This window comes from Pseudomonas sp. NPDC088890 (assembly GCF_044900155.1).
In the GTDB taxonomy this organism is placed as follows: domain Bacteria; phylum Pseudomonadota; class Gammaproteobacteria; order Pseudomonadales; family Pseudomonadaceae; genus Aquipseudomonas; species Aquipseudomonas urmiensis.
Map to the genome: position 1 here is coordinate 482,258 of NZ_JBJDNG010000002.1, position 26,473 is coordinate 508,730.

The 26,473-nt window shown below is 62.3% G+C and carries 23 protein-coding genes and 2 riboswitches; of the genes, 10 read left to right on the top strand and 13 right to left on the bottom strand.

The window, feature by feature from the left end; genetic code table 11:
- Positions 1-179: 179 nt before the first annotated feature.
- Entirely contained in the window at positions 180-872 is a 693-nt protein-coding gene (locus ACI2JX_RS07055; RefSeq protein ID WP_404689737.1) for a FadR/GntR family transcriptional regulator, read from the bottom strand.
- Between the two features lie 275 nt (positions 873-1,147).
- On the opposite strand from ACI2JX_RS07055, the gene ACI2JX_RS07060 reads away from it, so the two are divergent.
- From ACI2JX_RS07060 to ACI2JX_RS07080, 5 genes are all read left to right on the top strand, one after another.
- Positions 1,148-1,933, top strand: a complete 786-nt coding sequence (locus tag ACI2JX_RS07060) for a transporter substrate-binding domain-containing protein (RefSeq protein ID WP_404689738.1) — start codon at positions 1,148-1,150, stop codon at positions 1,931-1,933.
- A gap of 23 nt (positions 1,934-1,956) precedes the next feature.
- Positions 1,957-2,622, top strand: coding sequence for an amino acid ABC transporter permease (locus tag ACI2JX_RS07065; protein ID WP_404689739.1), 666 nt, complete (start codon positions 1,957-1,959; stop codon positions 2,620-2,622).
- Entirely contained in the window at positions 2,623-3,270 is a 648-nt protein-coding gene (locus tag ACI2JX_RS07070) for an amino acid ABC transporter permease (protein ID WP_404689740.1), read from the top strand.
- Positions 3,257-3,994, top strand: a complete 738-nt coding sequence (locus tag ACI2JX_RS07075; protein ID WP_264234494.1) for an amino acid ABC transporter ATP-binding protein — start codon at positions 3,257-3,259, stop codon at positions 3,992-3,994. The genes ACI2JX_RS07070 and ACI2JX_RS07075 overlap by 14 nt, the downstream gene beginning before the upstream one ends.
- Positions 3,995-4,082: 88 nt before the next feature.
- A complete protein-coding gene (locus tag ACI2JX_RS07080; RefSeq protein WP_368972280.1) occupies positions 4,083-4,814 on the top strand; it encodes a class I SAM-dependent methyltransferase in 732 nt (243 codons plus the stop codon).
- 203 nt (positions 4,815-5,017) lie between these two features.
- Here the strand turns inward: ACI2JX_RS07080 and ACI2JX_RS07085 are convergent, their stop codons facing one another.
- From ACI2JX_RS07085 to ACI2JX_RS07105, 5 genes are all read right to left on the bottom strand, one after another.
- Positions 5,018-7,168, bottom strand: coding sequence for a TonB-dependent receptor (locus ACI2JX_RS07085; protein ID WP_404689741.1), 2,151 nt, complete (start codon positions 7,166-7,168; stop codon positions 5,018-5,020).
- Positions 7,169-7,236: 68 nt separating this feature from the next.
- Positions 7,237-7,644 (bottom strand): DUF2946 domain-containing protein, encoded by a 408-nt coding sequence (locus tag ACI2JX_RS07090; protein ID WP_264234497.1) that lies wholly within the window; start codon positions 7,642-7,644, stop codon positions 7,237-7,239.
- 117 nt (positions 7,645-7,761) lie between these two features.
- The gene (locus ACI2JX_RS07095; RefSeq protein ID WP_368972282.1) at positions 7,762-8,535 is read right to left on the bottom strand and encodes a ParA family protein; all 774 of its coding nucleotides are present in this window, start codon (positions 8,533-8,535) and stop codon (positions 7,762-7,764) included.
- A 124-nt stretch (positions 8,536-8,659) separates the two neighbouring features.
- A complete protein-coding gene (locus tag ACI2JX_RS07100) occupies positions 8,660-10,243 on the bottom strand; it encodes a diguanylate cyclase (RefSeq protein ID WP_404689742.1) in 1,584 nt (527 codons plus the stop codon).
- 128 nt (positions 10,244-10,371) lie between these two features.
- Positions 10,372-10,839 carry a hypothetical protein gene (locus ACI2JX_RS07105; protein ID WP_368972284.1) on the bottom strand — a complete coding sequence of 156 codons (468 nt, stop codon included), beginning with the start codon at positions 10,837-10,839 and terminating at the stop codon, positions 10,372-10,374.
- Positions 10,840-11,229: 390 nt separating this feature from the next.
- Here ACI2JX_RS07105 and ACI2JX_RS07110 point away from each other — a divergent pair, with 390 nt between their 5' ends.
- Genes ACI2JX_RS07110 through ACI2JX_RS07125 form a run of 4 tightly spaced genes read left to right on the top strand, consistent with a single transcriptional unit; the run spans position 11,230 to position 16,151 of the window.
- On the top strand, positions 11,230-12,651 hold the full coding sequence (locus ACI2JX_RS07110; RefSeq protein WP_404689743.1) for a B12-binding domain-containing radical SAM protein: 1,422 nt from the start codon (positions 11,230-11,232) through the stop codon (positions 12,649-12,651).
- A 41-nt stretch (positions 12,652-12,692) separates the two neighbouring features.
- Entirely contained in the window at positions 12,693-13,913 is a 1,221-nt protein-coding gene (gene dgt / locus ACI2JX_RS07115; RefSeq protein WP_404689744.1) for a dGTP triphosphohydrolase, read from the top strand.
- Between the two features lie 6 nt (positions 13,914-13,919).
- Positions 13,920-15,650: a hypothetical protein gene (locus ACI2JX_RS07120; protein ID WP_404689745.1), complete on the top strand. Its 1,731-nt coding sequence runs from the start codon at positions 13,920-13,922 to the stop codon at positions 15,648-15,650.
- A gap of 3 nt (positions 15,651-15,653) precedes the next feature.
- Positions 15,654-16,151 carry a GNAT family N-acetyltransferase gene (locus tag ACI2JX_RS07125; protein WP_264234505.1) on the top strand — a complete coding sequence of 166 codons (498 nt, stop codon included), beginning with the start codon at positions 15,654-15,656 and terminating at the stop codon, positions 16,149-16,151.
- A 7-nt stretch (positions 16,152-16,158) separates the two neighbouring features.
- On the opposite strand, the gene ACI2JX_RS07130 is transcribed toward ACI2JX_RS07125, so the two are convergent.
- From ACI2JX_RS07130 to ACI2JX_RS07160, 7 genes are all read right to left on the bottom strand, one after another.
- On the bottom strand, positions 16,159-17,505 hold the full coding sequence (locus ACI2JX_RS07130) for an OprD family porin (protein WP_404689746.1): 1,347 nt from the start codon (positions 17,503-17,505) through the stop codon (positions 16,159-16,161).
- A complete protein-coding gene (locus ACI2JX_RS07135) occupies positions 17,502-17,939 on the bottom strand; it encodes a pseudoazurin (RefSeq protein WP_404689747.1) in 438 nt (145 codons plus the stop codon). The genes ACI2JX_RS07130 and ACI2JX_RS07135 overlap by 4 nt, the downstream gene beginning before the upstream one ends.
- A 17-nt stretch (positions 17,940-17,956) precedes the next feature.
- A complete protein-coding gene (locus ACI2JX_RS07140; protein WP_392465017.1) occupies positions 17,957-18,745 on the bottom strand; it encodes an ABC transporter ATP-binding protein in 789 nt (262 codons plus the stop codon).
- Entirely contained in the window at positions 18,742-19,758 is a 1,017-nt protein-coding gene (locus ACI2JX_RS07145) for a FecCD family ABC transporter permease (RefSeq protein WP_392465015.1), read from the bottom strand. The genes ACI2JX_RS07140 and ACI2JX_RS07145 overlap by 4 nt, the downstream gene beginning before the upstream one ends.
- Positions 19,755-20,768 (bottom strand): ABC transporter substrate-binding protein, encoded by a 1,014-nt coding sequence (locus ACI2JX_RS07150; protein WP_264234509.1) that lies wholly within the window; start codon positions 20,766-20,768, stop codon positions 19,755-19,757. The genes ACI2JX_RS07145 and ACI2JX_RS07150 overlap by 4 nt, the downstream gene beginning before the upstream one ends.
- Positions 20,769-20,894: 126 nt before the next feature.
- A riboswitch (cobalamin riboswitch) is annotated at positions 20,895-21,096 on the bottom strand.
- 27 nt (positions 21,097-21,123) lie between these two features.
- Complete coding sequence (locus tag ACI2JX_RS07155; RefSeq protein ID WP_404689748.1) at positions 21,124-22,290, bottom strand: DUF1624 domain-containing protein; 1,167 nt, start codon at positions 22,288-22,290, stop codon at positions 21,124-21,126.
- A gap of 204 nt (positions 22,291-22,494) precedes the next feature.
- Positions 22,495-24,621, bottom strand: coding sequence for a TonB-dependent receptor (locus ACI2JX_RS07160; RefSeq protein ID WP_404689749.1), 2,127 nt, complete (start codon positions 24,619-24,621; stop codon positions 22,495-22,497).
- 112 nt (positions 24,622-24,733) lie between these two features.
- Positions 24,734-24,939, bottom strand: a riboswitch (cobalamin riboswitch).
- Positions 24,940-25,100: 161 nt separating this feature from the next.
- Here ACI2JX_RS07160 and ACI2JX_RS07165 point away from each other — a divergent pair.
- Positions 25,101-25,847: an outer membrane beta-barrel protein gene (locus ACI2JX_RS07165; protein WP_186553382.1), complete on the top strand. Its 747-nt coding sequence runs from the start codon at positions 25,101-25,103 to the stop codon at positions 25,845-25,847.
- Positions 25,848-26,473 lie beyond the last annotated feature (626 nt).

Consider the following 26,473-nt stretch of genomic DNA (forward strand, 5'->3'; position numbering starts at 1 on the left):
CGACAGCACCGGCCTCTTCGCGGGCAAGCCCGCTCCCACAGGGTTAGCGGTGATCTTAGGCATTTGTGTATTCAGAGCCATGCGCCATAGGCCTTGGCATAGCAAAGCTCTACCTGTCCACGCGGCCCCTGTGGGAGCGGGCTTGCCCGCGAAGAGGCCGGGACAGGCTCACCGCTGTCTTAAACGCAAAACACCACCCCGGTGCGCGACGCAGCATTGCGAATGTGCTCCTGCATCGCTCGCTGTGCCCCCACCTGCGAGCGTCGCGCCAGGGCGCGCAGGATCTTGCTGTGCTCCTGCCAGGTCTCCATCGCACGCTCAGGCCGTATGAACGGCAGCTTCTGGCTTTCCAGGAAAATATCCTGGCTGGCGGTGATCACATGCAGCATCGCGCGGTTGCCGCTGGCCTGCAGCAGCGCCTGGTGAAAGGCGAAATCAAGCCGCGCCGCTGCTTCGAAATTGCCTGCGCGTAACTCCTGGCGCATGGCGTCGACATTGTCTTGCAGGCGGTCGATGTCATCGGCGGTCAGGTTCAGCGCTGCTTGCCCGGCAGCGAAGCCTTCCAGGGCATAACGCAACTGGAAGGTATCGGCGGCCGAGACCTGTTCGGCATAGGGCCAGCTAAAGCCAGTTGGCGTCTGCGGTGCAGGTTCCTGAACGAAGACGCCCTTGCCCGGCTGGACACTGACCAAGCCCAAGGCACTCAGCGATGACAAGGCCTCGCGCAAGGACGCGCGGCTCACCCCCAGCTGCTCGGAGAGATCGCGCTGCGAGGGCAGGGCGTCGCCAGGCAGGTAGCCGCCGTCCTCGATCAGTTTGCGGATCGCCTGCAGGGCGATCTCCGGGACGGCGCGGGGGAGGGTGTCGAGCATGCTGTTCAGACCGGTAGGGGCGATGTCCGATCCTTTTACGGGCTCTGAGGCGCGCTGGCAAGCCTTGCCCCGGCCTGGCGCAAAGGCTGTGCCGGTTGCACGAATGCGGGGCGTCCGCTGACGCCGATAGGGCGTATGACGGTGCAACTGTTCAGACCAGTAAGACCGAGTCGCGCCGCGGCTTTTGCGTGTTTCAACTGGTTTTTCTTCATTCTGGCATGCCCCGTGCACTGCTCACCCGGACTGATCACCCCGGACCCACGCGAGGCTATTGCATGACCACCTTCCGCTCCCTGTTCCTGGCTTCCCTGTTCTGCGCCAGTGCCCTGGCTGTGCCCCAGGCCCAGGCCGACGCCCTCGCTGACATCACCGCCCGTGGCGTGCTGAAAGTGGCCGTGCCGCAAGACTTTCCGCCATTCGGCTCGGTAGGCCCAGACCTCAAGCCGCGCGGCCTGGACATCGACACCGCGCAGCTGCTGGCTGACAAACTGGGCGTCAAGCTGGCGCTGACCCCGGTCAACAGCACCAACCGTATTCCGTTCCTCACCACCGGCAAGGTCGACCTGGTCATCTCAAGCCTGGGCAAGAACCCCGAGCGCGCTGCAGTGATCGATTTCTCCCGGCCCTATGCGCCGTTCTACCTGGCCGTGTTCGGGCCGGCCGAGGCGAACATCGACGGCATCGAGGCCATTGCCGGCAAGACCATCAGCGTCACCCGTGGCTCGATCGAAGACATGGAGCTCTCCGCCGTGGCCCCCAAGGGCGCCACCATCAAGCGCTTCGAGGACAACAACTCGACGATTGCCGCTTACCTGGCCGGCCAGGTCGAGCTGATCGCCAGCGGCAGCGTGGTGATGTCGGCGATCGCTGAGAAGAACCCGGCCAAAGTGCCGGTGATGAAGGTCAAGCTCAAGGACTCGCCGGTGTATGTCGGCCTGGCCAAGCAAGAGCCGGCGCTATTGGACAAGGTCAACGCCACCCTGGATGCGGCCAAGGCCGATGGCAGCCTCAATCGCAATGCCGAGAAATGGCTCAAGCAGCCACTGCCGGCCGATCTTTGAGCGGCGCCTGGAGTGGTTGATCGATGGCTTACCAATTTGATTTCGCCCCGGTCTTGGCCCAGGCCGACCTGTTGTTCAAAGGGGCGCTGTTCACCCTGCAACTGACCGTGGTCGGCACCGTGCTCGGGCTGGCCATCGGGGTGCTTGGCGCGGTGGTGCGCGCCTGGCGGCTGCGGCCGTTCGATGCACTGTTTGGGATGTATGTGGAGCTGATCCGCAACACGCCGTTCATTGTGCAATTGTTCTTCATTTTCTTCGGCCTGCCGGCGCTGGGCGTACGCCTGACGGAATGGCAGGCAGCGGTGCTGGCGATGGTGATCAACCTGGGTGCCTACTCCACCGAGATCATCCGCGCAGGTATCGTGGCAATCCCCAAGGGCCAGCTGGAAGCGGCCGCGGCACTGGCCATGAGCCGCTTCGAAGCGTTCCGCCATGTGGTGCTGCAGCCTGCGCTGGCCAAGGTTTGGCCAGCACTGAGCAGTCAGATCGTGATCGTCATGCTCGGCTCGGCGGTGTGTTCGCAGATCGCCACCGAAGAGCTGTCGTTTGCCGCCAACTTCATCCAGTCGCGCAACTTTCGCGCCTTCGAGACTTACCTGCTGACCACGCTGCTGTACCTGGTCATGGCGATTGTCGTGCGCCAATTGCTGGCCTGGCTCGGTCAGCGCTTGCTGATGGGGAGACGCTGAATGGATTTCACCTTGTGGGACATCGTGCGCAACCTGCTGATCGGCTTGCAGTGGACAGTGCTGCTGTCGCTGGTGGCGTTTGTCTGCGGCGGGATCGCCGGACTGTTATTGCTGGTGGCGCGGATCTCCGATAACGGCTTCTTGCGCGGTCTGGCCAGGGGCTATATCGAATTGTTCCAGGGCACGCCACTGCTGATGCAGCTGTTCATGGTGTTCTTTGGCATCGCCCTGTTCGGTATCGACGTTTCAGCCTGGATGGCCGCAGCGATTGCCCTGACCTTGTTCACCAGTGCGTTTCTTGCCGAGATCTGGCGCGGCTGCGTCGAATCGATCCCGCGTGGGCAGTGGGAGGCCTCCGGCAGCCTGGCGTTAAACCGGCTTGAACAGTTGCGCCATGTGATCCTGCCGCAGGCCTTTCGCATTGCCATTGCGCCGACGGTGGGTTTCTCGGTGCAGGTGGTCAAGGGCACGGCGGTGACCTCGATCATCGGCTTCACCGAGCTGACCAAGACCGGCGGCATGCTGGCCAACGCCACCTTCGAACCGTTCCTGACCTACGGCCTGGTGGCCTTGGGTTACTTCATCCTGTGTTATCCGCTCTCGCTGAGCGCCCGTTATCTGGAAAGGAGGCTGCATGCCCCTGCTTAGAGTGTCCGCGCTGCACAAGTACTACGGCGACAACCATGTGCTCAAGGGCGTCGACCTGAGCATCGAGGAAGGCGAGGTGGTTGCCATCATCGGCCGCAGCGGCTCTGGCAAGAGCACCTTCCTGCGCACCCTCAATGGCCTGGAGTCGATCAGCGATGGGGTGATCGAGGTTGATGGCGAATACCTCGATGCCGCCCGCGCCGACCTGCGCTCGTTGCGCCAGAAGGTCGGTATGGTGTTCCAGCAGTTCAACCTGTTCCCACATCTGACTGTGGGCGAAAACGTCATGCTGGCGCCGCAAGTGGTGAAAAAGACCAGCAAGGCCGAGGCCCGGCAACTGGCTCGACAGATGCTCGAACGGGTCGGTCTGGGGGAGAAGTTCGATGCCTACCCGGATCGTTTGTCGGGTGGCCAGCAGCAGCGCGTGGCAATCGCCCGCGCCTTGGCGATGTCGCCCAAAGTGCTGCTGTGCGACGAGATCACCTCGGCGCTCGACCCAGAATTGGTCAACGAAGTGCTCGGCGTAGTGCGTCAGCTGGCCAAGGAGGGCATGACCTTGATCATGGTCACCCACGAGATGCGCTTTGCCCGCGAGGTGGGGGACAAACTGGTGTTCATGCACCAGGGCAAGGTGCATGAAATGGGCAATCCACGCGAGGTGTTCGCCGCGCCGCAGACGCCGGAGTTGGCCAACTTCATTGGTGCGGTGGCCGAGGCTGGCTAGCGGTCGCGCACCAGGCAGCAGAGCGTGCTAGACCGAGCCGCGGCGAAAATGCGCTAGAGTTTGCCTTCCACCAGCACGGAGCAGATTCATGGCGCAGAACATCTACGATAACGCCGATTTCTTCGCAGGTTACAGTCAATTGCCGCGTCAGGTGCTCGGCCTGGACGGTGCACCTGAGTGGCCGGCGATCCGCGCTTTGCTGCCTGAGCTTGGCGGCAAGCGGGTGGTCGACCTGGGTTGCGGCTTTGGCTGGGCCTCGCGCTGGTTGCGTGAGCATGGTGCGGCTTCGGTGCTGGGCTTGGACATTTCAAACAATATGATCGAGCGAGCCCGTCGTGATACCCAGGACAGGGCTATCGAGTACCGCATTGCCGATCTGGAAACGCTGCAATTGCCGCCTGCCGCATTCGAGCTGGCCTACAGCGCGCTGACCTTCCACTACATCGAGGACTTCGCCCGCTTGCTGCGCACCCTCTACCAGTCCCTCACCCCGGATGGGCACCTGGTGTTTACCTGTGAACACCCGATCTACATGGCTGCCGCGCATGCGCATTTCAGCCTTGACCAAGACGGGCGCAAGACCTGGCCGGTCAATGGCTACGCGCAAGAGGGCGAGCGGCGTACCGACTGGTTCGCCAAAGGCGTGCTGAAGTACCACAGGACCCTGGCAAGTACCCTCAATGCCCTGATCGAAACGGGGTTCCAGATCAGCCGGATAGAGGAATTCGCCCCCAGCAGTGAACAGGTCCTGGCCATGCCGGCGCTGGCCGAAGAGCTGGAGCGACCAATGATGTTGCTGGTTGCAGCCCAGCGCGGATGACGGGCAGCAGGTGTGGTGGTGGCAACACGGGCCTCTTCGCGGGCAAGCCGGCTCCTACAGGCACCCCGTTGACCTCCAAGCCAGCGCGGTACCTTTGGAAGCGGTCTTGTCGGGGCGCCGAACCGCCGCGAAGGGCTGCACAGCAGCCCCATAACAGCTGGTCCCGCGATGAGGGCAGATGAAACCCTACCAACAACCAGCACTCAGAAACGCATATCCATTGCCACCTCGAATGTGCGCGGCGCACCCATGTAGTACTGCAAGCCATAGGCCTGCTTGGCATACACCTCATCGGTCAGGTTGCGCACCCGCGCAGTGATCGCCGTGTGCTCATCCAGGCGGTAGCGGGCAAACGCGCCGAACAAGGTGTAGGCCGGCGCCTTGAGGGTATTTGCGTTGTCGGCATATACCGAGTCGACATAGCGGCCATCCACCCCGGCCGACCACGCCGGGCTGAAGCTGTAGGTCAGCCACAGGTTGGCAACGTTGGCCGGCACGTTTACTGGCGCGTTGCCTTTGCGCGAGACCGACACGCCGTTGACCGCTTCGTTGAACTCATCGTACTGCGCATCGACATAGGCATAGTTGGCCTCGGCGAGCAGCTTGGGCGTGACTTGCAAGCGGCCGGACAACTCGATGCCACGCGAGGTCTGTTGGCCAGCTTGCACGGTCAGGTTGGGATTGCTCGAGTCGCGCACGGCAAAGTCCTTGCGCACGATCTGGTACAGCGCCACGGTTGCCGCGCCGCGCCCGTCGAGGAAGTCGAACTTGCTTCCCGCTTCCCATTGCTCGCCTTTGGACAGGTCGAACAGACCGACGTTGGAATAGGTCGCCCCGGCCAGTGAACCGGCCGGCAGGTCGGCGGCGGTGCTGTACTGCACGTAGACGCTGGCGCTTGGGGTCAGTTCGTAGGTCAGGCCAATGCGCCCGCTCAGTGGCTCCCAGCGGCGTTCGAAGTAGGCCGGGCTGGTTGGCGTGACGGCGCCATAGTTGGTTACCTGCATATCCAGGCAGTCGTAACGCAGGCCAGTCAGCAGGGCCAGGCGATCGGTCAGTTGCAGACGGTTCTCGGCGAACAGGGCGCGGTTGGTGACCTGGTGGTGACGCTGTTTAGTCAAGCCGGCGTTGACCCCAGGAATATCCTCGAAGCTGCCAGGGTCGAAGTGGTCCGGGTCGACCACATCACTCCAGCTGCCGGAGGTTGGGTAGAGGTCCTGGCGCATGCGTGAGTAGTCCAGGCCAACTGCCCATTGGCTGGCCAGGCCGAACAGGCTGTTGTCGTGCCGCAGTTCGATACGATCGCCTAGCACGGTTTGCTCGTGGCGCTGTAGATAAGGGCTTGAGCGCAGTACGTTGCCGTCTGCGTTGTAGCTGTAGCGCTCGAGGTTGCGGTAGTCGCGTTGGGCGTCGTAGTGATAGAGGGTGTTCTGCACGCTGGTGCTGTCGCTGATCTGATAGTCGAGGATCGAACGCAGCCAGCGCACACGCTGCTCATAGCGCCCGTCGGCGACGTTGTAGTTCTCGAAGCGGCGGCTGTTGTCGATCTTCATGGTGCTGCGACCTGGCAGAATCGGCGTGCCCCAGTAGGGGCTGCGTTCCTTGTCCTGCTGGTACTCGAAGGCGAGGGTGTGGGTCAGGTTAGGGTTCAGGTCGCTGAGCAGGGATATCGCCAGGCTGTCGGTGTCGCGCTCATTGCGGTCGATGTAGCCGTTGCTGTGGCCACGGCTGAAATCCAGGCGCAGGAAGTGATGGGCGTCTGCCGGGTTGCTGGCCAGCGCCTGGTTGATGCCAAAAGCGACTTCCGCGTCATCGAAGCTGCCATAGCGAATCCGCCCATCGATGATCTGCTCATCGCGGCTGGCCAGCTTGGTGATGTAGTTGATCGAGCCGCCCACGGCGCCTGCGCCATGCAGGAACGATGACGGCCCGCCGATCAGCTCGACCCGGTCGATCACCCAGGCGTCCACCGGCCGGGTGGCGCTGCTGTAGCCCAGGTTGATGCCGTTGTAGAGCTGGGTGACCTGGTTTTGGGTAAAGCCGCGGTAGGCGACGAAACCGCCGTAACCGGGGTTGGCCGAGGCATTCACGCCGGTCATGGCGTTGATCACGTCCTGGGTGTCCTTGGCCCCACGCTCTTCGATCACGCGCCGGTCCGAGACACTCACCGAGGCCGGCGTTTGCCGGGCGGTCAGGCCCAGCTTGGAACCGGTGCGGATCGGCTCGTCCAGTTGCACCCCGGAAGGCGCGGCGCGCTCGGCATCGATGGTGGTGGCGCTGAGTTCAACGGGCGAGTGGACCGCCCAGGCGACGGTGCAGGTGCTTGCCAGAAGCACCAGGGAGGTATTACGGATCATGTTGTTGTAGGTTCCACGCAAAGGTCATGGCTGACCGCACGCGCACGGGCAAGCGTACCCGAACGGGGTCAGACGAAGGTTGCAGCTGCGGGGAACACGGCGGGGGAGGCGCGGGGGTTGATGGCAGGGCGTAGGTAGCGCGGTGGCGGTTGTGCCCAGCTGCGCACGACGATGGGTGAAGGGGCATTGCCCTGCACTCGGCTGAACGACCAGCCGCTGCTGGTCAGCGGCACGGCGAGGGCGAACGAGGAGCACACCGGGCAGTCGAGCTGGGCCATGTGCTGATCGCCGCCGGCGTGATCCAGGTCGATGGCCGGGCCATGTTCGCTTGTGATCGAGCAGAAACCACCTTCCAGCCCAGCCAGGCGCAATCCGCTCATCTGGCCGTGGTGCAGGCCACACAGCAATAGGCTGAACAGAACGCTGGCATACAGCGCCCAGGCAGTCAGCGAACGCGTCTGGCGGGTGGTTTTCATGGCGAGGAATCTACCACTTGGGTGGATTCTATGGGCGCTGCAATGGATGTGGTCGATTGTCGCAGTTGCTGCGCTGCCTGCGCTGGCCCAATCGCGGGACAAGCGCGGATCAATCCATCAGGCGGCCCGCTCCAGCACATCCAGCAAATCGACGAACTCGCGCGACAACTTGTGCCCCGGCGCCAGGTGCACCAATGGCACTGAGGCCTGGTGCGACTCACGCATCTTGATCGAAGTGCTCAAGTACACCGGCAGCACCGGCAGGCCTTCAGCGCGCAGCTGGTCGACCAGCGTCTGGTGCAACGCCGTGCGTGCGGCGAACTGGTTGACCACGATCCCTTCGACGTGCAACGCGGCGTTGTGGTCCTGGCGCAGCTCCTCAACCTCGGCCATGACGCTGAGCAGCGCCTGGCGCGAGAAGCTGTCGCAGTCGAACGGGATCAGTAGCCGCTCGGCCGCCAGCATGGCGCTGAAGGTGTAGAAGTTAAGCGCAGGCGGGGTGTCGATGTAGATCCGCTCGTAGTCCTCTGACAGCGCCACCAGCAACTTGCGCAGCTTGTTGATCTTGTACTTGCTTTCAAGCTTGCTCTGTAGCTCGGCAAGGTCAGGGCTGGCGGTGATCAGGTGCAGGTTGGCGTAGCGCGTTTCGGTGATCGCGACGCGGTTCTTCTTGCCTTCTGGCGTGGCGCACAGGGTTTGGCGGAAGAAGTCGGCGATGCCGGCTGGAATGTCGTCGTTGGCCAGCCCGGTCAGGTAGTAGGTGGCATTGGCCTGGGGGTCGAGATCGACCAGCAACGTCCGGTAACCTTCGCCAGCGCTGGCCGCAGCCAGGTTGCAGGCGATGCTGGACTTGCCGACGCCACCTTTCTGATTGAATACGACACGACGCATGGTGCAGTTCATCCCTGAGATGCGCCGCTCGGACGGCGCGCTGAAAATGTCAGATCAGGGACAATCCTATGAAGGAAACATGACAGTATTAAGACAAGCCTTGTTACATTGTGCCGCACGGCGGTCAATCGTCAGCTTGGCTTACGCTCACCTGATTGCGCCCAGCACGCTTGGCTGCGTAAAGCGCCCGATCGGCCTTGCTTAGGGTAGTTGCAGGTTGCTCAGCGCCACTGGCCTGCCACTGCGCCACACCCAGCGAAACGGTCACCCCGCCAACGGGTGCAATTGCGCTGTCTTGTACGCAGATTCGCAACCGCTGGGCGACGGTACTGGCGATTTCCAGCGGCGCGCCGGGCAGCAGTATCAGGAACTCTTCACCGCCTGTGCGGCACAGCACATCACCTTCGCGGCAGCAGCGGCGCATCAGCTCGGCCAAGCGGCGCAGCACCTGATCGCCAACATCGTGGCCAAAACCATCGTTGATCCGTTTGAAGTGGTCGACATCCATCACGATGACCGAGAAATCACGCCCCTCAGCCTCCAGCAGCGACAAGCTGAACTCCAGGCTGCGGCGGTTGCCCAGCCCGGTCAGCGGGTCGGTCTGGACGTCGCGGTTGAGCCGGCCGATGCGCTCTTGGAGCAGATTGAGGCCAAACAATAAGGCGCGCTTGAGCTCGGCAGCTTCGAAGTACCAAGCCTTGACCCGGTGCAGCCGCTCTGCGGTTTCGGCGCGGTCCAGTGCCCGCGCGCCGGCGGCCAACTGCCACAGCGGGCGGGTGATGGTCAGCGCCAGCCACCACAGCAACAGGCTGCCGACCAGCGCCAGCGGGACAGAGATAAAGATCACATTGAGGATCAGCTGGCGCAGCGGCGCTATGGTTTGCGCCAACGGCTGTTGCGCCACCACGCCCCAACCAGTGCTGGGCACTGTGGCAAAACCGGCCAGCATCTGCACGCCGACGCTGTTAGTCAGCTGACGGGTACCGTCCTTGAGGGTGGCGAGCTGATCGATCAGTTCATTGCCGTTGACTACCGTGCCCACCCGCTGCGCATCAGGGTGATAGAGCAGGCGCCGGTTGCGGTCGACGACATACAGGTAGGAGCCGTCCTGGTAATAGTGCCGGCCGAGCAAGCTATTGAGAATGTTGTGCTCGCGCAGGTACAGGCTGCCGCCGACATAGCCCAGGTAATTGCCCTGGCTGTCGAACATCGGCTGCGACAGCGCCACCACCAGATTGTTGGCGGATGACAGGAACGGCGTGGAGACCAGCGCCCGGCGTTCACGCAATGCCTCTTGCGAGCCTGGAGAATGAACCTTGGAGCCGAGCAAGTGGCGCAGTGAGGCGGGCGAAACCGCGCGCAGCACGCCTTGGGCATCGATGACGAACGTTGAGTTGAAGGCGCTGCTTTGGCGCAGCAAACGTTCGGTTTCTTCCAGCAGCGCTGCCTGGTGGTTCAGTTGCAACGCTTGAACCCCGGCGCTGAAACTCAGCTGTTGTAGGCCATTGCCCAGGAAGGTGTCGGTAATCGCCGCAAGCTTTGCGGCATACACCCGGTTGGACTCCAGTGAGTGGTCGATCAACAGCTGGCGCTGCACCCTGTAGCTGGCGAAGTAACTGGTCAGCAACATGAGCACGGCGGTAAGCGCCGAGAGCACGAGGATGAGTGTGCGCAGATCCAGGCGCAGTCCTTTTTTGGCGTGTGGCAATCCTGACCTCACTGACAGGCAGAGCGAGCAATAACCTTACTCGCTCTGCGCCATCGCAGCTACGTGGACGGTGAAACAAGAAAAAACTGATGGGGCGCGTGAGCAGCGGTTTTCAGAGAGCTCCGAAGTCACTGGCTCTGGTTCAATTCATCTTCCACTTGCTGCATGCGCTCCTGCGCCAGCGCTTGGACCTTTTCATCCCGGGCACTTTCGCGCATCAGCCCGGTGAGCTTCTCGCTCAGCCGCTTGCCCTCGGCAGTTTCCCCCAGTGCCTTGGCCTTGGCTGGATCCTGGGTGGCCTGGACGATGGTGTCGAACTCGGCATCGCTGAAGTTCTTTTCGCTGTACAGCTTGAACAGGTCGTTGCGTTGGTCTTCGACGGTCAGGTGTTTGCGCAGCACGACCTTGATCTGCTCTTGCGGCACCTGCGGATGGGTCATGGCGAGCAACGCGGCCATGCGCCCGATGTTGTGCTCATAGGCATCCTGCAGTGGCAGCTTGGCAAGGATCTGCGCTTCACGAGTCGGTTTCTGGTCGCAAGCGGCGAGGGCGCCGAGCAGGAGCAGGGGCAGCAGCAGTTTGGGCAGGCGGATCATCGACAGGCAGGCCTTGGGCGCGGGAGAGGCGGGCAGTTTACCGGTTTTTTCCTCGCTAGCAGCACACGCCAGCCTGTCGGAATCAGGCCTTTTTTTCGGCTTGGATTAAACGCATGGTTTTTGACACGACCTGCCCGTATCCACCTGAATAGGCCAGGAATCAGGGGGTTAGGCCCTTCTTTGGCAATCGGGGAGAGACGCGATGAAAAGGTGCATGGTGCAGGGCGACATGCTGGCTGATCGGACATCGGAGCAGTATCCGATGGTCATACTGTGCGAGGCGTGCATTCGCGAGGACGAGCAGTCAGGGCCAAACCGGCAAATTCTTGTAGTCGAAGGCGCCAGCGACTGCGCGCTCGATGACACCTGTGAATGGTGCGGCACCGAAGCATGAAGCAAACCATTCTCGGTGGCGCTGACGGTGCGCGGCTGATTGCCAGACAGGGCCGCCAGCGCTCTGTGCTGTTTGTTTCTGCCGGCCTGCTGCAGCCAAAAAAACGCGATCACCCGTTGGCGCGACGGCAACTGTACTTGAACTACGGTGCCCTGGGCCTGGCCACGCTGTGTGAAGTCAATGGCCTGGATACGCTGATGGTGCATGGCGAGCATGAACACCCCTTGGCGCTGGTACAGCGCCTGTACCAGCAGGGACGGATCAGTGCTGATACCCAGGTGCTGCTGTCGATCCCAAGTTTCTATGCCCTGCAGTGGTCGCGTCTTTTCTGTGAGGCAGTCAAGCGTGCCGACCGGGGTGCACGGATTGTGGTCGGTGGACGCTGGGTTACAGGTCCGGACAAGGCTTGGCTGGAGGGATTGCTGCCGCACGCGGATCTGATCGTTCAGGGGGTAGGCGAGCCGCTCCTGTCCGAGCTGCTGGACTTCCAGGGGCGTTGGCAGGCGCCCGCTGATTGCGGGCTGAATCATCGCCTGGTCGAGGGCTACGCACGCTACCAGCCAAGCATTGAAACCTCTCGCGGCTGTGGCCGCGGCTGCGCGTTCTGCGAAGAGCGAGCGATACCCCTGGAAGACCTCAAGGCGCCAGCGCTGATCGTCAAGGAGCTGCAACGCATCATCGCCGACTATGGTGATCAAACGGTGCGCCCGTACTTTCAATCATCCTACTTGGTGCCTAAGCGACGCTGGGCCGAGCAGCTTGCCGAGCAGGTGCAACGCGCGGGCATCGATGTCACCTGGCGCTGCGAAAGCCGGGTCGACAGCGTCAAGCCCAACGCTGTGGCCGCTCTGGCGTCCGCGGGCATGAAAGTGATCGACCTGGGGCTTGAGTCGGCCTCGCTGCAGCAGCTCAGGCACATGAACAAGGCGCCTGAGCCAAAGCGCTATCTCGACGCGGCCAGCGAGTTGCTCGAAACCTGCGCCAGCCATGGCATCTGGGTCAAGCTCAACGTGCTGCTGTATGCCGGTGAAACGGCGCGCACGCTGGATGAAACGCGGCGCTGGCTGGATGCCCATGCCCAGTACTTCAAAGGCCTGTCGGTGGGGCCGGTGGTGGTCTATGGGCCGAACAGCCATTGCGCAGATTTTCTACAAGAGTTGCGTGTGCTCGGCGCATCGCCGGTTGACCCTGCCAGTGCCCAGGCTGGTGGCGTGACCCAGATGCACCTGAGCGCTGAGCTCAGTTCCGAGCAGGCCGAGCTTGAGAGCCTGGCATTGTCCAGGCGTTACATGACGCAAAGCGACTACTTTGATCTGAAGTGTTTTTCCTACTACCCACGCGATTACAGCCAAGCGCAGTTCGAACGTGATGTGGCCGCCTGTGATGCATCGCGGCTGCCTTTTCGCATGCCAGCGTGATTGGCACGCTACGGTTTGATTGATTAGCTAAGGATGAGCCCATGTACGAGAAAGATGTCAAAGACTATGCCCGCGAGCAGGAACAGCGGGTATCGCGGCTGGAATACCGGGTGGTTTCGCACAACGATGGCCGTTCTGGCGGTCGCCAGGGTCTGATGCGCGACTATGCAAGGGTTCTCTATTCTTCGTCGTTCCGTCGCCTGCAAGGCAAGATGCAGCTGCTGTGGATCGACGCCGGGCGCTTCAATCGCAATCGCTTGACCCACAGCCTTGAGGTCGCGCAGATCGCCCGCTCGATCGCCAGCGACCTGGAGCTCAAGGACACGGTGGTCGCCGAAGCCGCAGCGCTTGCCCACGATATCGGCAACCCGCCGTTTGGCCATCACGGAGAAACCGTGCTCAATGAGCTCTGCCAGAGCTGTGGCGGCTATGAAGGCAACGCCCAGGCGTTTCGCATCCTGCGCACCTTGGAGCGCAAGCACCATGCCTACGACGGATTGAACCTGAATGTGCGCACCCTGATGGGGGTGACCAAGTACTTCCATCTGCGCCAAGACGACCCGAAGAAATTTCTCTATGACGACGATCATGCGTTTTTAACTGGCGAGCTGACCAAGCACGATGTGCAGATCGTCAAAAGCATCGATGCCGAAATCATGGACCTGGCCGACGAGATCGCCTACGCCGCGCATGATCTGGAAGATGCCTTGAGTTTCGGGTTGATCAGCCTTGGCGAGATCTTGCACGAGTTCAAGATCAGCGAAGACTTCTGCGGCGCCTACAGCACGTTTCAGGACCTGGCGGACGAGGTCGTGAAAGATGCCATGCAAGCCCATCGCTCGGGCTCGTCGGAAGAGTACGCGATGGTGCTGAAGAAGGAACTGACCTCCAAGATCGTCAATATCCTCTGCGAAGACATCGGCCTGGTCGGCGGCAAGCTGGGCTACAAGCAGCACGCCAAGCTGGCCGAAGGCCTGAAGAAACTGCTGTTCAAAGCCATCTTGCGCAAGAAGGATGTCCAGCTCTACGAAAAGCGTGGCGAGCAGGTCATCCGCAAGCTGTTCGAGGTATACACCGACAAGACCTACAACAAGGACAACATGCTCCTGCCTCCAGAGTTGCGCTGCGTGAAGGGCGATAGCAAGCGCCTGGTCACCGACTACATTGCCGGCATGATGGATCTGTATGCTGTGCAGGAGTACGAGCGCTACTTCGGCAAAGGCAGCCTCGACCGCTGTTACTTCGGCCCAAAGGAGAAGTGAACTCAGGTGAAGTATGAAAATGTCGAGCGGCCGTTGCTGGACTTTCTCCACAACCCGATGAAGCAACTTGACGCGATGACGGCTGCGCGTCCGGCGATACGCTGGTCGACCCGGTTGTTGTACCAGGTGCCCTGCCTGCGTCGGCTGATCTGCGCCGAGCAAGTGGCGGGGCTTGTGCTGGAAAAGCTGCTGCACGGGCTGCGAGCCGCCAGGCAATCGCTACCTGCCACGCTGTTCGAGGATCACTCGGTCGCCGACCAGCACGTGCTCGAAAGGTACATTGTCGAGGTAGAAAAGTACTTCTCGCTGGTCCATGTCAATATCGACCCGCAGGCCTTGAGCCCCGAGCAGCGCCAGGGCCTTGATCAGGTGCGAAAGGCGCATACCTTCGCCAAGCTCGAGTACACCTGCAACCGGGTCGCCGAAAGCCTGGAACTGCGTGAGGAACATAACCTGGCTATCTTGCGTAATGGCCGCTTGTGGCTTTCCTACTATGTGAGCGAGCTGTACTTTTTGATCGCCCACGGCATGATGCAAGCCCAGTTGCGCGGCAAGGTGCTGTACATCACCCCGACCCTTGAACTGCAACGCCGCCTGAAAGCCTATTGGCTTTCTGAGATCACTGAGGAAAACACCAAGTTCAGCGACATGCGCATGCTGATGGATGTCGCTCAGGTGCTGCAGCTGCGCAAGTACCTGCCTGCACCATTGAAGCAGCAGCTGATCAACGTGGTGATGGACAAGTGCCTGTCCCTGCATGTCGATTACGTATCGCCATCGATGCAGGCTGACCCGCAGTATGGCTTGATGCGCGAGGTGGTCTATTTTGCTGCGCACTTAGAGCTCAATGCGATGTTGGGGCGAGCCTCTACGCCGGTTCAGGAGATTCGCCAGCATGTGAGCGCTGCGACGCTGGACTTGATCAACGGCTGTCTGCAGGGGCGCCACGCCACCCTTGACAGCGCCAACAGCTTCGTCGAGTTACGCGGTGAGCAGTATCAGCGAGGGCCGGTGAAACTCAAGTATGGCGTGAAAAAGCTGATCGGCCAGCTGCTGCACAAACGCTTTGCCGGTGATCTGGGTAAGCGCTTTGAGGTCGATTATGTCTTCAATTACCTGCGTGACCTTGATGATCCGCGCTACGCCATCCATGCGGGATTCAAGGCCGAGACCGGGGCAAAGGTATTGGGCTATGACATCGATCTGGTTTTGCAGGATCTGGAAGAGGACCTGTATTACTTCATTCAGGTCAAGTACAAGGTGTCCGAGCTGCCGGTGTACTTCTCCGAACAGTGTCGATTGATGGCTAATCCTGCGTTTCGTAATGGTTTTGACAGGCAGCTGGCGGTGCTCAGGGAAAACCTTGGCGAACCCAGCATTCGCCAAAAGCTTACCCAGCTAGGCCTTGGTGCCGCTCATGCGAGCAACAGCCACTTCGTCTTGCTGCACAACCTGCCATTCCTGAATTTCTATGAACTGGACGGCATTTATTTCTACGAATGGAATCTGCTGCGCAACATCCTGCGTAACGGCAGGGTGCAGTACCGAAACAACGACGACATCGCCGAACGCTACGTGCTGAACAAAGCACGGCTTCATCGCCCGCAGGAAATGGTCGAGGCGTACTTCGAAGATGGCCAGGATGCGGCGCAGATGGAGCAGGCCTATCAGCTGTACCTAAGGACGCACTCGGTGTTCGCGTATGATGACCTGCAATTTGTCTGCAAGGTCCTCTGAGTCATGCCTAGCTGGAAAATCCACGCACCGCAGCCGGCGTCTGTCGAGGAGGTGGTGGCCTTCGTCAATCAGGCGCGCCGCGAGCTGTTCCCGATGCTCAGCAGTGCGCCACTGCCCACCGATCTGGCCAGGTTCGCCGAGACCTATCTGCACGGCGAAGGGCAATTTCTCATTGCCCGTGATCAAGGCCGGTTGGTCGCAGCCATTGGCTATCTGCCTTACGACCAGCGCTTTGCCCAACTCGATTATCGCGGGGTGAAAACGGTGGAGATCGTCAGGTTGTTCGTCCTGCCGGACTATCGCCGCTGTGGTCTGGCTCAGGCGCTGTTCCAGGCGTTGCGCGAATGCGCGGTGAACGCCGGGGTCGAGCTGCTGTACCTGCATACTCATCCGTTCTTGCCGGGGGCGATCAGCTTCTGGGAGCGCCAGGGGTTCGAGATAATCGATATCGAACAGGATCCCCTTTGGCGTACCACCCATATGCAGTTGTCGCTAAGCTAGCGCTGCTTCAGAACCCACCCGTCAAAGGGAACTCGACCGCCAAGCGAATCTGATCGGCATCCAGCTCGGCCTGCGCGGTATTGCCCCGATGCACGTTGTGACGCAGCGAGAACGCAGTGCCTTTGGCCTTGCCGCTTTGCACCACGTAGCGTGCTTCCAGATCACGCTCCCAGTGCTTGCCGCCCCTGCCATAGCCTAGGTATGCATAGCCGCCACGCTGATCGACATGGCTGCCATCGATATCGAAGCCGCGTACATACAGCGCGGTCAGGTTCAGCCCGGGCACGCCATAGGCGCCCATGTTCAGGTCATAGCGCGCCTGCCACGACTTCTCGTTGGGGGCGTTGAAGTCGGACAGCTGCACCGCGTTGCTGATGAAGATCGCGCCGCGGGTGACATAGTCGAACGGGGTATTGCCATCGACCTGCTGCCAACCGAGGCTGAAGCCGTGCGGGCCGTGGTTGTAGCGCGAGACCAGGCTCCAGGTGGTGTTGTCGATCTGCCCGGAGAGGGCCTTGCCGGTGTCGGTGGTGCGGTACAGGTTGAGATCCAGGCTCAGGCTGCGCCGGTCATCCAGGGCGTGGCTGAGGGTGCTGCCCAGGTAGTGCTGGTTCCAGCTGTCTTCATAGCGCGAAGTGTAGAGACTGGCGCTGACTGCGCTGCTTGGGTTCCACACCGCACCGGCCAGGTCGAAGGCGTTGCCCTTGCGTGCATTGGAGTAATTCACCACGAAGCCTTGATCGTGACTGGAGGCGTTGCGGTCGGTGCTTTCAGTGAAATGCCCGGCGACCAGCTTGAGGGTTTCGATCTCGTTGCTGGTAAGGAACAGTCCGGTGGCGGTCTCGGGCAGCAGGCGGCTGTCGGAGGAGCTGAAAACGGGTGTCTTGACTCGCTGCTCGCCGTAGGACAGCACTGTGTTGGACAGGCGCAGCTTGAGCGCCGCGCCGCCACGGCTGTACTCGTTCTTCGGGTGGCCCTGGTTGTCCACGCCCAGCAGGCGCGCTTTGCCGGCGCGACCGCCGCCGCTGTCGAGCTGCACGCCGAGGTAGGCATGGGCATCGACGCCGACGCCGATCAAACCTTGGGTGAAGCCGGACTGCACGCTGCCCATCAGGCCGTAGGCCCATTCCTCGGCTTTACCGCTGCGTTCGCTGCGCGGCTTGTAGGCGTTGCGCGCGCTGCTGTTGCTGGCGCCATGACGATAGTCGCGCTGGTCGAACACGCTGCGGTTGAGCAGGCTCCAGGTGCTGTCTTGGACAAAGCCGTTGGACTGCGACTGGGCAGACTCAGCCGCGGCCAGGGCGCTGATGCCCAGCCAGGGCAGGGCCAGGGTCATGCGTAGCAAAGGGCTCATCGGCCGGCCTCCAGTTTCTCCAGTTGCACCTGCAGACGGGCTTTGGCGCGGGCGGGGAGGTTGTCTGGCAGCGACTGGGTGTGCCCGGTCGGCTCGCCGACCTGGATCAGCATGACCATGCCCATGGCCAGGTGTGGAATGCACTGGATGCCGTACAGCCCCGGTACCCTGAAGGTCTGCTCGACGGGCTGGTTGAGCTTGCTCTTGAACGGCTCGGCACCGGTGGGCAGCAGGGTGGCGATGCTGGCTGCGTTGTGCCCATGGGTAGGCAAGAAGCGCACGCTGTCGCCCGGCGCGATGTGCAGATGGTCTGGCTCGTAGACCATTGCGCCGTCGGCGCCACGGTTGAGCATTTTCACTTCATGGACTTCAGCCAAGGCCTGCGGGGCGAGCAGGGCGCTGGACAGCAGCAGGGCAAACGGGCGCAACAGCATGGCGAGAACTTCCAGGTTCAGGGGGCGCGAAAGCGCAGGATGCGCGCGCCGTCGTAAGGGTCGGTGAGGTAGTGGGCGTGCACGCCAAAGGTGCTCAGCAGACGCTCAGGGGTGAGCACCTCAAGTGGCTTGCCAAGCGCGACCAGACGGCCCTGGTCGAGCACTGCCAGACGGTCGCAGGTCAGTGCCTGGTTGAGATCGTGCAGCGCGACCAGGGTCGTCACCGGCAGCGCCTGCACCTGTTGCAGCAGGCTCAACTGGTGTTGGATATCCAGGTGGTTGGTCGGCTCGTCGAGCAATAGCACCTGCGGTCGTTGCGCCAAGGCGCGGGCGATGTGCACGCGCTGGCGCTCGCCGCCCGACAGGCTATGCCAGAGGCGCTCGCGCAAGTGCAGCGCATCGAGGTTGAGCAAAGCCTGTTCGACGATGCTGCGGTCGTCTTTAGAGAACGGCGCGAGGGCCGACAACCACGGCGTGCGGCCGAGGGCCACAGCATCGTAGACGCTGATGGCGTCGCTGGTGTCGGCTTGTTGCTCGACCAGGGCCAGGCCCTGTGCAACCCGGCGCCGCGGCATGTGCGCCAGTGGCTCGCCGAGCAATTGCACCGTGCCGCTAGTGGGTTTGAGCAAGCCGGCCAGAAGCTTGAGCAGGGTCGACTTGCCCGAACCGTTGGGGCCGACCACGCCCAGGGTTTCGCCAGGGATCACTGCCAGGTCGATGGCTTGCAGCACCGTGCGCCCGCCCAGGCGCAAACTGAGGCCCAGGCAGGACAACGGCGCCACCTGCAAGGCTGTCATTACCGTCATGGGCGCCCCCTGCGGCTGACCAGAATCAACGCGAACACCGGCGCGCCAATCAGCGCCGTGACCACGCCCACCGGAATCACCTGGCCGCTGATCAGCGTGCGCGAGAGGATATCGGCGCTGATCAGGAACAGCGCCCCGCCCAGGGCACTGGCCGGCAGCAGGCGGCTATGCCCGGGGCCAAGCAGCAGGCGCAGGGCATGCGGGATGACCAGCCCGACAAAGCCGATGGCGCCGACGATCGACACCATCACGGCGGTCACCAGCGCTGCGCAGCTGATCAGCAGCAATTGCGTGCGCCGGACCGGGACGCCCAGCGAGGCAGCCGAGTCGGCGCCAAAGGTGAACGCGTCCAAGGCGCGCCGATGCCACAAGCACACCGCCAGCCCCAGCAGGGCGACTGGCAACGCCAGCCACACCGAAGGCCAGCGCACACCGCTTAAGTTGCCTAGCAGCCAGAACAGAATGCCCCGCGCCTGTTCAGCGGTTGCCGACTTGGTAATGAGAAATGCTGTCAGCGCGCTGAACAGCTGCGAGCCTGCGATACCGGCAAGAATCACCTGGGCGTTGCTGCTACTGGGGCCACTGGCACGCGACAGCAGCAAGACCAGGCCAAAGGCGGCGAGGGCGCCAATAAAGGCGCCACCGGACATCGTCAGCGCCGCACCGCCCAGACCGAGCAGGCCGACTGCCACCGCGCCGGTCGAGGCCCCGGCCGATAGACCCAGCAAATAGGGTTCGGCCAGCGGGTTGCGCAGCAATGCCTGGAGGATCACCCCGCAGGTTGCCAGCCCGGCGCCGCACGCCGCGGCGACCAGGGTGCGGGTGAGGCGATAGTTCCAGATGATGCCGGCATCGATCGGGTCGACCGGGTAGCCCGCGCTCCACAACTGGTTGGCCAGCACCTGATAGACCACGCTTGGCGACAGTGGCGTCTCACCGATGGCGATGCCCGCCAACAGGGCCGCGAACAGCGCGGCCAGGGCCAGGGCGGTGTAGGGCAGCAGGCGGATCATGGTTGCGCGGCTTTACCGGAGGCGAAGGCGCTGGACAGGGTTTCCAGGCCACGGAACAGGCGAATACCGGCCTGCATGGCGTCGGCGTCGAGAACGACGATACGCCCTTGCTTGACCGCATCCATGTTCTGCGTGACCGGGTCGTTGCGCAGGAACTCCAGCTTTTTCTGGTAGTCATCGGCTGGGAAGCGGCGACGGTCCATGCGCGCGATGATCAGCCAGGTCGGGTTGGCCTTGGCCAGGGTTTCCCAGCCGACCGTGGGCCACTCTTCGGTGGACTCGACCACGTTGCGCACCCCCAGGGTTTGCAGCATGAAGTCGGCCACGCCTTGACGACCGGCGACGTACGGGTCGATATCCAGGTCGGCACTGGAGAACCAGAACAGCGCCGAGGTGTGCGACAGGTCCTTGCCGGCCAACTGCTGCTTGGCGTTGTCCAGGCGCGCCTTGAGTTCGGCATTCAGTGCGCTGCCGCGCGCTTGCACGTCGAAGATCTCGGCCAGCTGGCTGACGCTCTTGTAGATGCTGTCGATCTGGAACGGTTGCAGGCGGGTGCCGTCGGCGCCGACCAGGTTGTCCTTGCCTTCGCAATCGGAGGGCAGCAGGTAGGTGGGAATGTTCAGTTCAGCAAATTGCTCACGGGTGCCGACCACGCCCTGGGCGCCGACCATCCACTCGAATTGTACCGCCACCAGTTGCGGGCGCTTGCCGACCACGGCCTCGAAGCTTGGGTCGTTGTCAGCCAGGCGTTCGACCTTGTCGTTCTGCGCTTTGTACTCAGGCAGGACATTGTTGAACCACAGCGAAGTGCCGGCCAATTTGTCGCCCAAGCCCAATGCGTAGAGCATCTCGGTGCCCGCCTGGCCGATGGTCACGGCACGCTCGGGGGCCTGGGCAAAGGTCTGCGGTGCGCCACAGTTGTCGACCGTCAACGGGTAGTGGGTGGCGGCGGCTTGGGCCAGGCCGGTCAGACTCAGGCCGGCGAGCAGGGCGGCGAAACGAGGCAGCATGATGGGGCGATCTCCTATCGAACAGTTCACGGAATGAACGCACGGACAGGCATCGCCAAGCCCGTTGCGCAAGGCAACAGGCCACACCCTGGCAAGGGTGGAGATGACCATCCCGGACACCCCGCCGGTTGGAATATGTAGGCCGGCAGGTCTCCTGACTGATGCGTCTGCGCCCGGCTCCAGCCTTCCCGGATCAGCGGATCCAGTGGCATCGATGGAGCGGGCTCGGCACCTACAGTTGCGGGGGCAGTTCCAGTTGACCTGCGTGAGGGCAGGCCGGGGATTCCCTATTATTTCCGTGGTGGAAACCGGCGGGCGGCATGGTAGACCATCAGGCCGCCGGGTGAAACGCTTTTCACAGGTACTTGAGCCAGGCGATGTCGCGTCGGCGTGCCTTGAGCCGGGCGAACCAGCGCACTGGCAAGTACAGCGAGACCGCCAGCAGCAGCGCTGCCAGCCACACCGCGCCGATGCTGTCGAAGCCGAAGTAATCGCCGTGGTTCAGGCCAAACAGGGCCACGCTGGCCAGGTACAGCAGCTTGAGCACGTACAGGTGCAGCAGGTAGAAGAACATCGGTGCGGCGCCGAACACCGCCAGCACGCTGATCCAGCGTGCCTGCCCGGCGCGCTCGAAACCACGCAACAGCAGCAGGCCGGCGCCCAGGGTCAGGGTCAGGAACAGCAGCGACGGCGGGTACTTGGTGATGTTGAAGAAGCTCATCAGCGTTTGCGTCAGCGTCGGGTAACTGCTCCAGGGCGCTTCGCCATAGCCGTTGAGCATGCGCAGTACGAGGAAACCCAACAGGGCCAACGCACCGGCTAGCAACAACCGGTGCTGTCGCTCGCCAGCATCGCTGCTGCGGGCGAACCATGGCCCCAGGCCATAGCCGAGCGCGATTACTCCAATCCACGGCAGAACCGGGTACGAGGTGCGCAGGCGCAGGCTGTCAGAAAACTCCAGCCAGCCGCGATCATGCAGGATCGCCCACGGCACATGCATCCACGACCCAGGCGCGAAGTGCAGGCCGTCGAGCAGGTTGTGCCCGGCGACGATCAGCGCGCCCAGGGCGATCAGGGCAGGGCGTGGCAGCCAGACCAGCAGCGACAGGGCGATCATGCTCACGCCAATGGCCCAGATCACTTGCATGTAGATCACGCTGGGTGGCAGCTGGAAGGTCCAGGCGAAGTTGACCAGGGTGAACTCCAGCACCACCAGAAACAGCCCACGCTTGAACAGGAACGCCGAGACATCGCCCCGGCCCTGGTATTTTTCGCCATACAGCCAGGCTGAAAGACCGGTCAGCAGGACGAACACCGGCGCGCACAGATGAGCCAGGGTCCGGCTGAAGAACAGCGATGGGTCGGTGGCGTCGATGGCCATTGGGTCGCTGACCTGGCGATGCAGGAAGAAGGTTTCACGCACGTGATCCAGGAGCATGAACACGATTACCAGGCCGCGCAGGGCATCGATGCTTTGCAGGCGCTGGGTGAGCAGGGTGGGGGTGGCGCTGGCGCTTGTCATGGGAGGGGTCGCAGGCAGGAATGGATATCAAATGAAACGTTATCTTATAACTATTCGATTTGCGAGTGATAGGGATTTTTGTGCGGGCCTGGTGTTGGTGAGATGCGACAGGCGCTATCGCCCGCAAGCCCGCTCCTACAGGGCCAACGGCGCCCTCTGTAGGAGCGGGCTTGCCCGCGATGACGTCAGCACTGTCTCAAACGATCAGAAGCTGTAATCCACCGTCGCAAAGTACGAGCGCGGCGCCCCCAGCAACCACTGCTCGCCACTGTACGCCGACACCACATAATCGCGATTGAGCAGGTTGTTCAACTGTAGCCCCAGGCGCACATCTGGCAGCACCTGCCAGCCCAGGTTGGCATCGACCACGGTATACCCCGGGATGCGCTTGCTATTGGCCGTGTCGGCATACCGCGCATCGACATAACGCAGGCCAACACCGGCATCCAGCGCCTGCCCAAAGCCTTTGCTCAACCACACATTGGCGCTGCGCCGTGGCACGTTGTCCGGGCGGTTGCCACTGCGGTCCACCGCCACCCCTGCGACCACTTCATCGAAGTCATCGAACTTGGCGCGCACCAGCGAGGCGTTGGCCGAGACATGCCATTGGTTGGCCAAGGCCAGTTCCACGCTGGCTTCCAGGCCGTTTGAGCTTTGCCGGCCTGCCTGTTGTGGCTCGTGAGTGATCGGGTTGTCGACCAACAGCTTCTTCTTGACGATGTGATACGCCGCCAGGGTCCACTCTCCGCGGCCGTCCCAGAAGCGCTGCTTGAGGCCCAGCTCGGTTTGCTTGGACTCGGTCAGGTCGTAGTCCATCTGCGTCGGGCTGAGGCTGACCAGGTTGTTCACGCCGTCCTCGCTGGTGGAGTACTGGCCATACAGCGACAGGTCGTCGGTCACGGCGAACACCAGGCCTGCGCGCCAGTTGCCGCCATTGAGGCTGCGGTCGCTGCGGCTGCCGTCGAGCAGGTTGTCGCGGTCGATGTGGTTCTGGTCGCGGCGAATCCCGGTGACCAACGACAGGCGCTCGGTCAGCTGGGTGCGGTTCTCGGCGAACAGGGCGAAGGTATGGGTAGTGCTGTGGGTGCGCGGGCGCAGCGGACTTTGGCTGTCGAACCAGCCGGGCGCTGGGGCCCACGGGTCGATGTAGTCGCCGCCGATGTCATTGTAGGGCGCATTGTTGGTGAGCTTGAAGCGGATCTTGTTGTACTCGGCGCCGACCACAGTCTTGCTGGCCAGGCCGAACAGCGAGTGGTCGAAGGTGAAGCTCTGGCGATCGCCGATCTGCTCCTGGTTGTGCTTGATCTCAAGGAAGCCATTGCGCAGCAGCTGGCCTTGGGCTGCGTCCCAGTTGTAGTTCTCGGCATTGCGCCAGTGTCGACGGCTCTTGATGTAGTACAGCTGGTTGCTGGCGCTGACGTTGTCGCTGAGGGTCCAGTCGGTGTTCAGGCGCGTCCACTCATCGTGATAGCGCAGCACGTCGTTGCGCACGTTGTAGTTTTTCTTGCGCAGGCTGTCGCGGTAATGACCGTCGATCAACGGCGTGCCGAAGTAGTTCATCGGCTCGGCATCGCCGCGCTCGTGGGCGAGGGTGAAGCTCAAATCGTCCGTGGCATCGAAGCGCAGCGCGGCGCTCAGGGCCAGGTTGCGCGAGTCGCCGCGGTCGACGTAACCGTTGCCCTGCTGTTGGTTCAGGGTCATCCGATAGCTCAGGCGTTGGCTCAGGCTGCCGCCGCTGTCCAGGCCAAGCTGGGTGCGGTCCCAGGAGCCATAGCCCAGGCGCAGGTGATTGCGGATCTCGCCTGCGAAGGGTTTTTTCGGCATCACGTTGACCACCGCACCGGTGGCGCCTTCACCATACAGCACCGAGGCAGGGCCACGAATCACGTCGATACGCTCGACCATCCACGGATCGACCGGGAAGGTCTGGGTGCCTGCGCCGGTATACAGCCGGGCACCGTCGAACAGGGTCATTACCGAGCCGTGGCCGGTAAAGCCGCGTGCCGAGAGCGCGGTGCCGCCATCGCCTGGGTTGCCGATGAAGGTGATGCCGGGCGAACGGCTGACGGCGTCTTGCACGGTGAGGTTGCTGCGTTGCTGGATCTGTTCGGCGCTGACACTGCTGGTGCTGGCCGGGGTTTCCAGGGCGCTCAGGCCCAGGCGTGAGCCTGCTTGGGTCGGCGTGGCCAGGTCGACGCGCGGTTCGTCGCGCACATCGGTGATCGCTGTCGAAGGCAGGGCCAGCACTGCGCGTTCAGGTTCATCGGCCAGGGCCGGAAGGGAAACGGCCAGGCAGGCCGCCAGGGTGTGAAGCTTGCTTGTACGGGACATGTCGTTCCACTGCTGCAGGAAGAAATGGTTCCCGGTGGAAACAACGCAAAGACGAGCACGCACGGGCGCAGGCGCGCACGCGCAAACCGGCCTGCGCCCGCCCACCGCGGGTTTGCCAACTGAAGCTTCAGGCCGGTCTCCGGGCTTGCGAGGATCAAGAAACCTTCACCTTCCCATGCATACGCACAGTGGTCTGTCGAAGATTTCGCTCGCTTACCGTTGCGGGGGCAGCGCCGGACTTGTCGTGAACACGACGCACCGGCTTCCCGTTTCACCCTGCGCACGGCGGCGCAGGACACCTGAAACTGGCGCGCATCTGACCACCGAATGCAGGGGGCGTCAACGCAACGCAGTAGGAAATTTCTGTGATGGGACACAGGCTTATGAGTTTTTACTGTTTTTTTTTCGAACTTTTCACATTCAGCGTGCCTCGAAGCGAGCGATTCCCATCAACATTCACGTCATGGAGACTTCCGCGAATGTCCACCCGTAATCTGCTGCGTCACTCTTGCCTGCTTGCCCTGTTGGGCGCTCCCCTGGCGGCCTCTGCCGCGCCAAGCACCGATCCACTGTTCACCTTCGGTGTGCTGGGTAGCTACGACAAGTTCAAGTATGAGGGCGGCTCGCAGTCCGAGACCGATCACCTGGGCCAGGGCGGTGTGTTCGCCAACTTCGGCAACAAGATGACCGCTGAGTCCGGCTTGATCTATCAGGTTGGCGCCGAGGCCAAATATGGCAAGAAGAACGACAACAAGCTCAAGGAAGCCCAGATCGACCTCGACCTGGGTTGGCGCGCCGCGCTGGATGCGCGCAACTTCGTCGACATCACCGTCGGCGGTGGCTATGACTGGTCGCGCTTTGAGCCTGAGCTCAACGACCTGGACACCGAGCTGACCTACAAGTCGCCGTTCGCCAAGGCTGCGCTGGGCTACAACCATCAGTTCGATGCCGCGACCCTGCGCGTTGAAGTGGGCGCACGGCACACGATCGATGGCCGCGCCAAGCTCAAGGTGGATGATTTTGGCAGCGACACTGTCGACATGAAGGACCGCACCAACCCGTATGCCGAGGTCAGTCTGCTGATGAACCAGCAAGGCGGCATGCCGATCTATGCCGGGGTTTACTACACCCGCACCGAGTACAAGCTCGATGAGGATTCGCCGGTAGCCGATAACACCAAGCTCAAGCGCGATGAGTTTGGTGTCAAGGTAGGTCTGGCGTTCTGAGTTAGGCGTCAGGTAGCTGTTGCCTGTACCGGCCTCTTCGCGGGCAAGCCCGCTCCCACAGGGTTCACCGCAAGCCCAGTGGAAGTGGGCTAACCGGAGAAGAGGCCAGACCCACAAGGTTCACAAGCCCTGTGGAAGTGGGCTAACCCGAGAAGAGGCCAGACCCACAAGGTTCAAAAGCCCTGTGGAAGTGGGCTAACCCGAGAAGAGGCCAGACCCACAAGGTTCACAAGCCCTGTGGAAGTGGGCTAACCCGAGAAGAGGCCAGACCCACAAGGTTCACAAGCCCTGTGGAAGTAGGCTAATCCGAGAAGAGGCCAGACCCACAAGGTTCACAGGCCCTGTGGAAGTGGGCTAACCCGAGAAGAGGCCAGACCCACAAGGTTCACAGGCCCTGTGGAAGTAGGCTAACCCGAGAAGAGGCCAGACCCACAAGGTTCAAAAGCCCTGTGGAAGTGGGCTAACCCGATAAGAGGCCACACCCACAAGATTCACCGCAAGCCCTGTGGAAGTAGGCTAATCCGAGAAGAGGCCAGACCCACAAGGTTCACAAGCTCTGTGGAAGTGGGCTAACCGGAGAAGAGGCCAGACCCACAAGGTTCACAGGCCCTGTGGAAGTGGGCTAA

Excerpts from the sequence above, each read along its gene's own strand:
- ACI2JX_RS07055 (WP_404689737.1), bottom strand. The coding sequence starts at position 872 with ATGCTCGACACCCTCCCCCGCGCCGTCCCGGAGATCGCCCTGCAGGCG.
- ACI2JX_RS07085 (WP_404689741.1), bottom strand. The coding sequence starts at position 7,168 with ATGATCCGTAATACCTCCCTGGTGCTTCTGGCAAGCACCTGCACCGTC.
- ACI2JX_RS07110 (WP_404689743.1), top strand. The coding sequence starts at position 11,230 with ATGAAGCAAACCATTCTCGGTGGCGCTGACGGTGCGCGGCTGATTGCC.
- ACI2JX_RS07125 (WP_264234505.1), top strand. The coding sequence starts at position 15,654 with ATGCCTAGCTGGAAAATCCACGCACCGCAGCCGGCGTCTGTCGAGGAG.
- ACI2JX_RS07090 (WP_264234497.1), bottom strand. The coding sequence starts at position 7,644 with ATGAAAACCACCCGCCAGACGCGTTCGCTGACTGCCTGGGCGCTGTAT.
- ACI2JX_RS07065 (WP_404689739.1), top strand. The coding sequence starts at position 1,957 with ATGGCTTACCAATTTGATTTCGCCCCGGTCTTGGCCCAGGCCGACCTG.
- ACI2JX_RS07080 (WP_368972280.1), top strand. The coding sequence starts at position 4,083 with ATGGCGCAGAACATCTACGATAACGCCGATTTCTTCGCAGGTTACAGT.
- ACI2JX_RS07105 (WP_368972284.1), bottom strand. The coding sequence starts at position 10,839 with ATGATCCGCCTGCCCAAACTGCTGCTGCCCCTGCTCCTGCTCGGCGCC.
- ACI2JX_RS07060 (WP_404689738.1), top strand. The coding sequence starts at position 1,148 with ATGACCACCTTCCGCTCCCTGTTCCTGGCTTCCCTGTTCTGCGCCAGT.
- ACI2JX_RS07150 (WP_264234509.1), bottom strand. The coding sequence starts at position 20,768 with ATGCTGCCTCGTTTCGCCGCCCTGCTCGCCGGCCTGAGTCTGACCGGC.
- ACI2JX_RS07130 (WP_404689746.1), bottom strand. The coding sequence starts at position 17,505 with ATGAGCCCTTTGCTACGCATGACCCTGGCCCTGCCCTGGCTGGGCATC.
- ACI2JX_RS07165 (WP_186553382.1), top strand. The coding sequence starts at position 25,101 with ATGTCCACCCGTAATCTGCTGCGTCACTCTTGCCTGCTTGCCCTGTTG.
- ACI2JX_RS07155 (WP_404689748.1), bottom strand. The coding sequence starts at position 22,290 with ATGACAAGCGCCAGCGCCACCCCCACCCTGCTCACCCAGCGCCTGCAA.
- ACI2JX_RS07145 (WP_392465015.1), bottom strand. The coding sequence starts at position 19,758 with ATGATCCGCCTGCTGCCCTACACCGCCCTGGCCCTGGCCGCGCTGTTC.
- ACI2JX_RS07160 (WP_404689749.1), bottom strand. The coding sequence starts at position 24,621 with ATGTCCCGTACAAGCAAGCTTCACACCCTGGCGGCCTGCCTGGCCGTT.
- ACI2JX_RS07070 (WP_404689740.1), top strand. The coding sequence starts at position 2,623 with ATGGATTTCACCTTGTGGGACATCGTGCGCAACCTGCTGATCGGCTTG.
- ACI2JX_RS07135 (WP_404689747.1), bottom strand. The coding sequence starts at position 17,939 with ATGCTGTTGCGCCCGTTTGCCCTGCTGCTGTCCAGCGCCCTGCTCGCC.
- dgt (WP_404689744.1), top strand. The coding sequence starts at position 12,693 with ATGTACGAGAAAGATGTCAAAGACTATGCCCGCGAGCAGGAACAGCGG.
- ACI2JX_RS07075 (WP_264234494.1), top strand. The coding sequence starts at position 3,257 with ATGCCCCTGCTTAGAGTGTCCGCGCTGCACAAGTACTACGGCGACAAC.
- ACI2JX_RS07095 (WP_368972282.1), bottom strand. The coding sequence starts at position 8,535 with ATGCGTCGTGTCGTATTCAATCAGAAAGGTGGCGTCGGCAAGTCCAGC.
- ACI2JX_RS07140 (WP_392465017.1), bottom strand. The coding sequence starts at position 18,745 with ATGACGGTAATGACAGCCTTGCAGGTGGCGCCGTTGTCCTGCCTGGGC.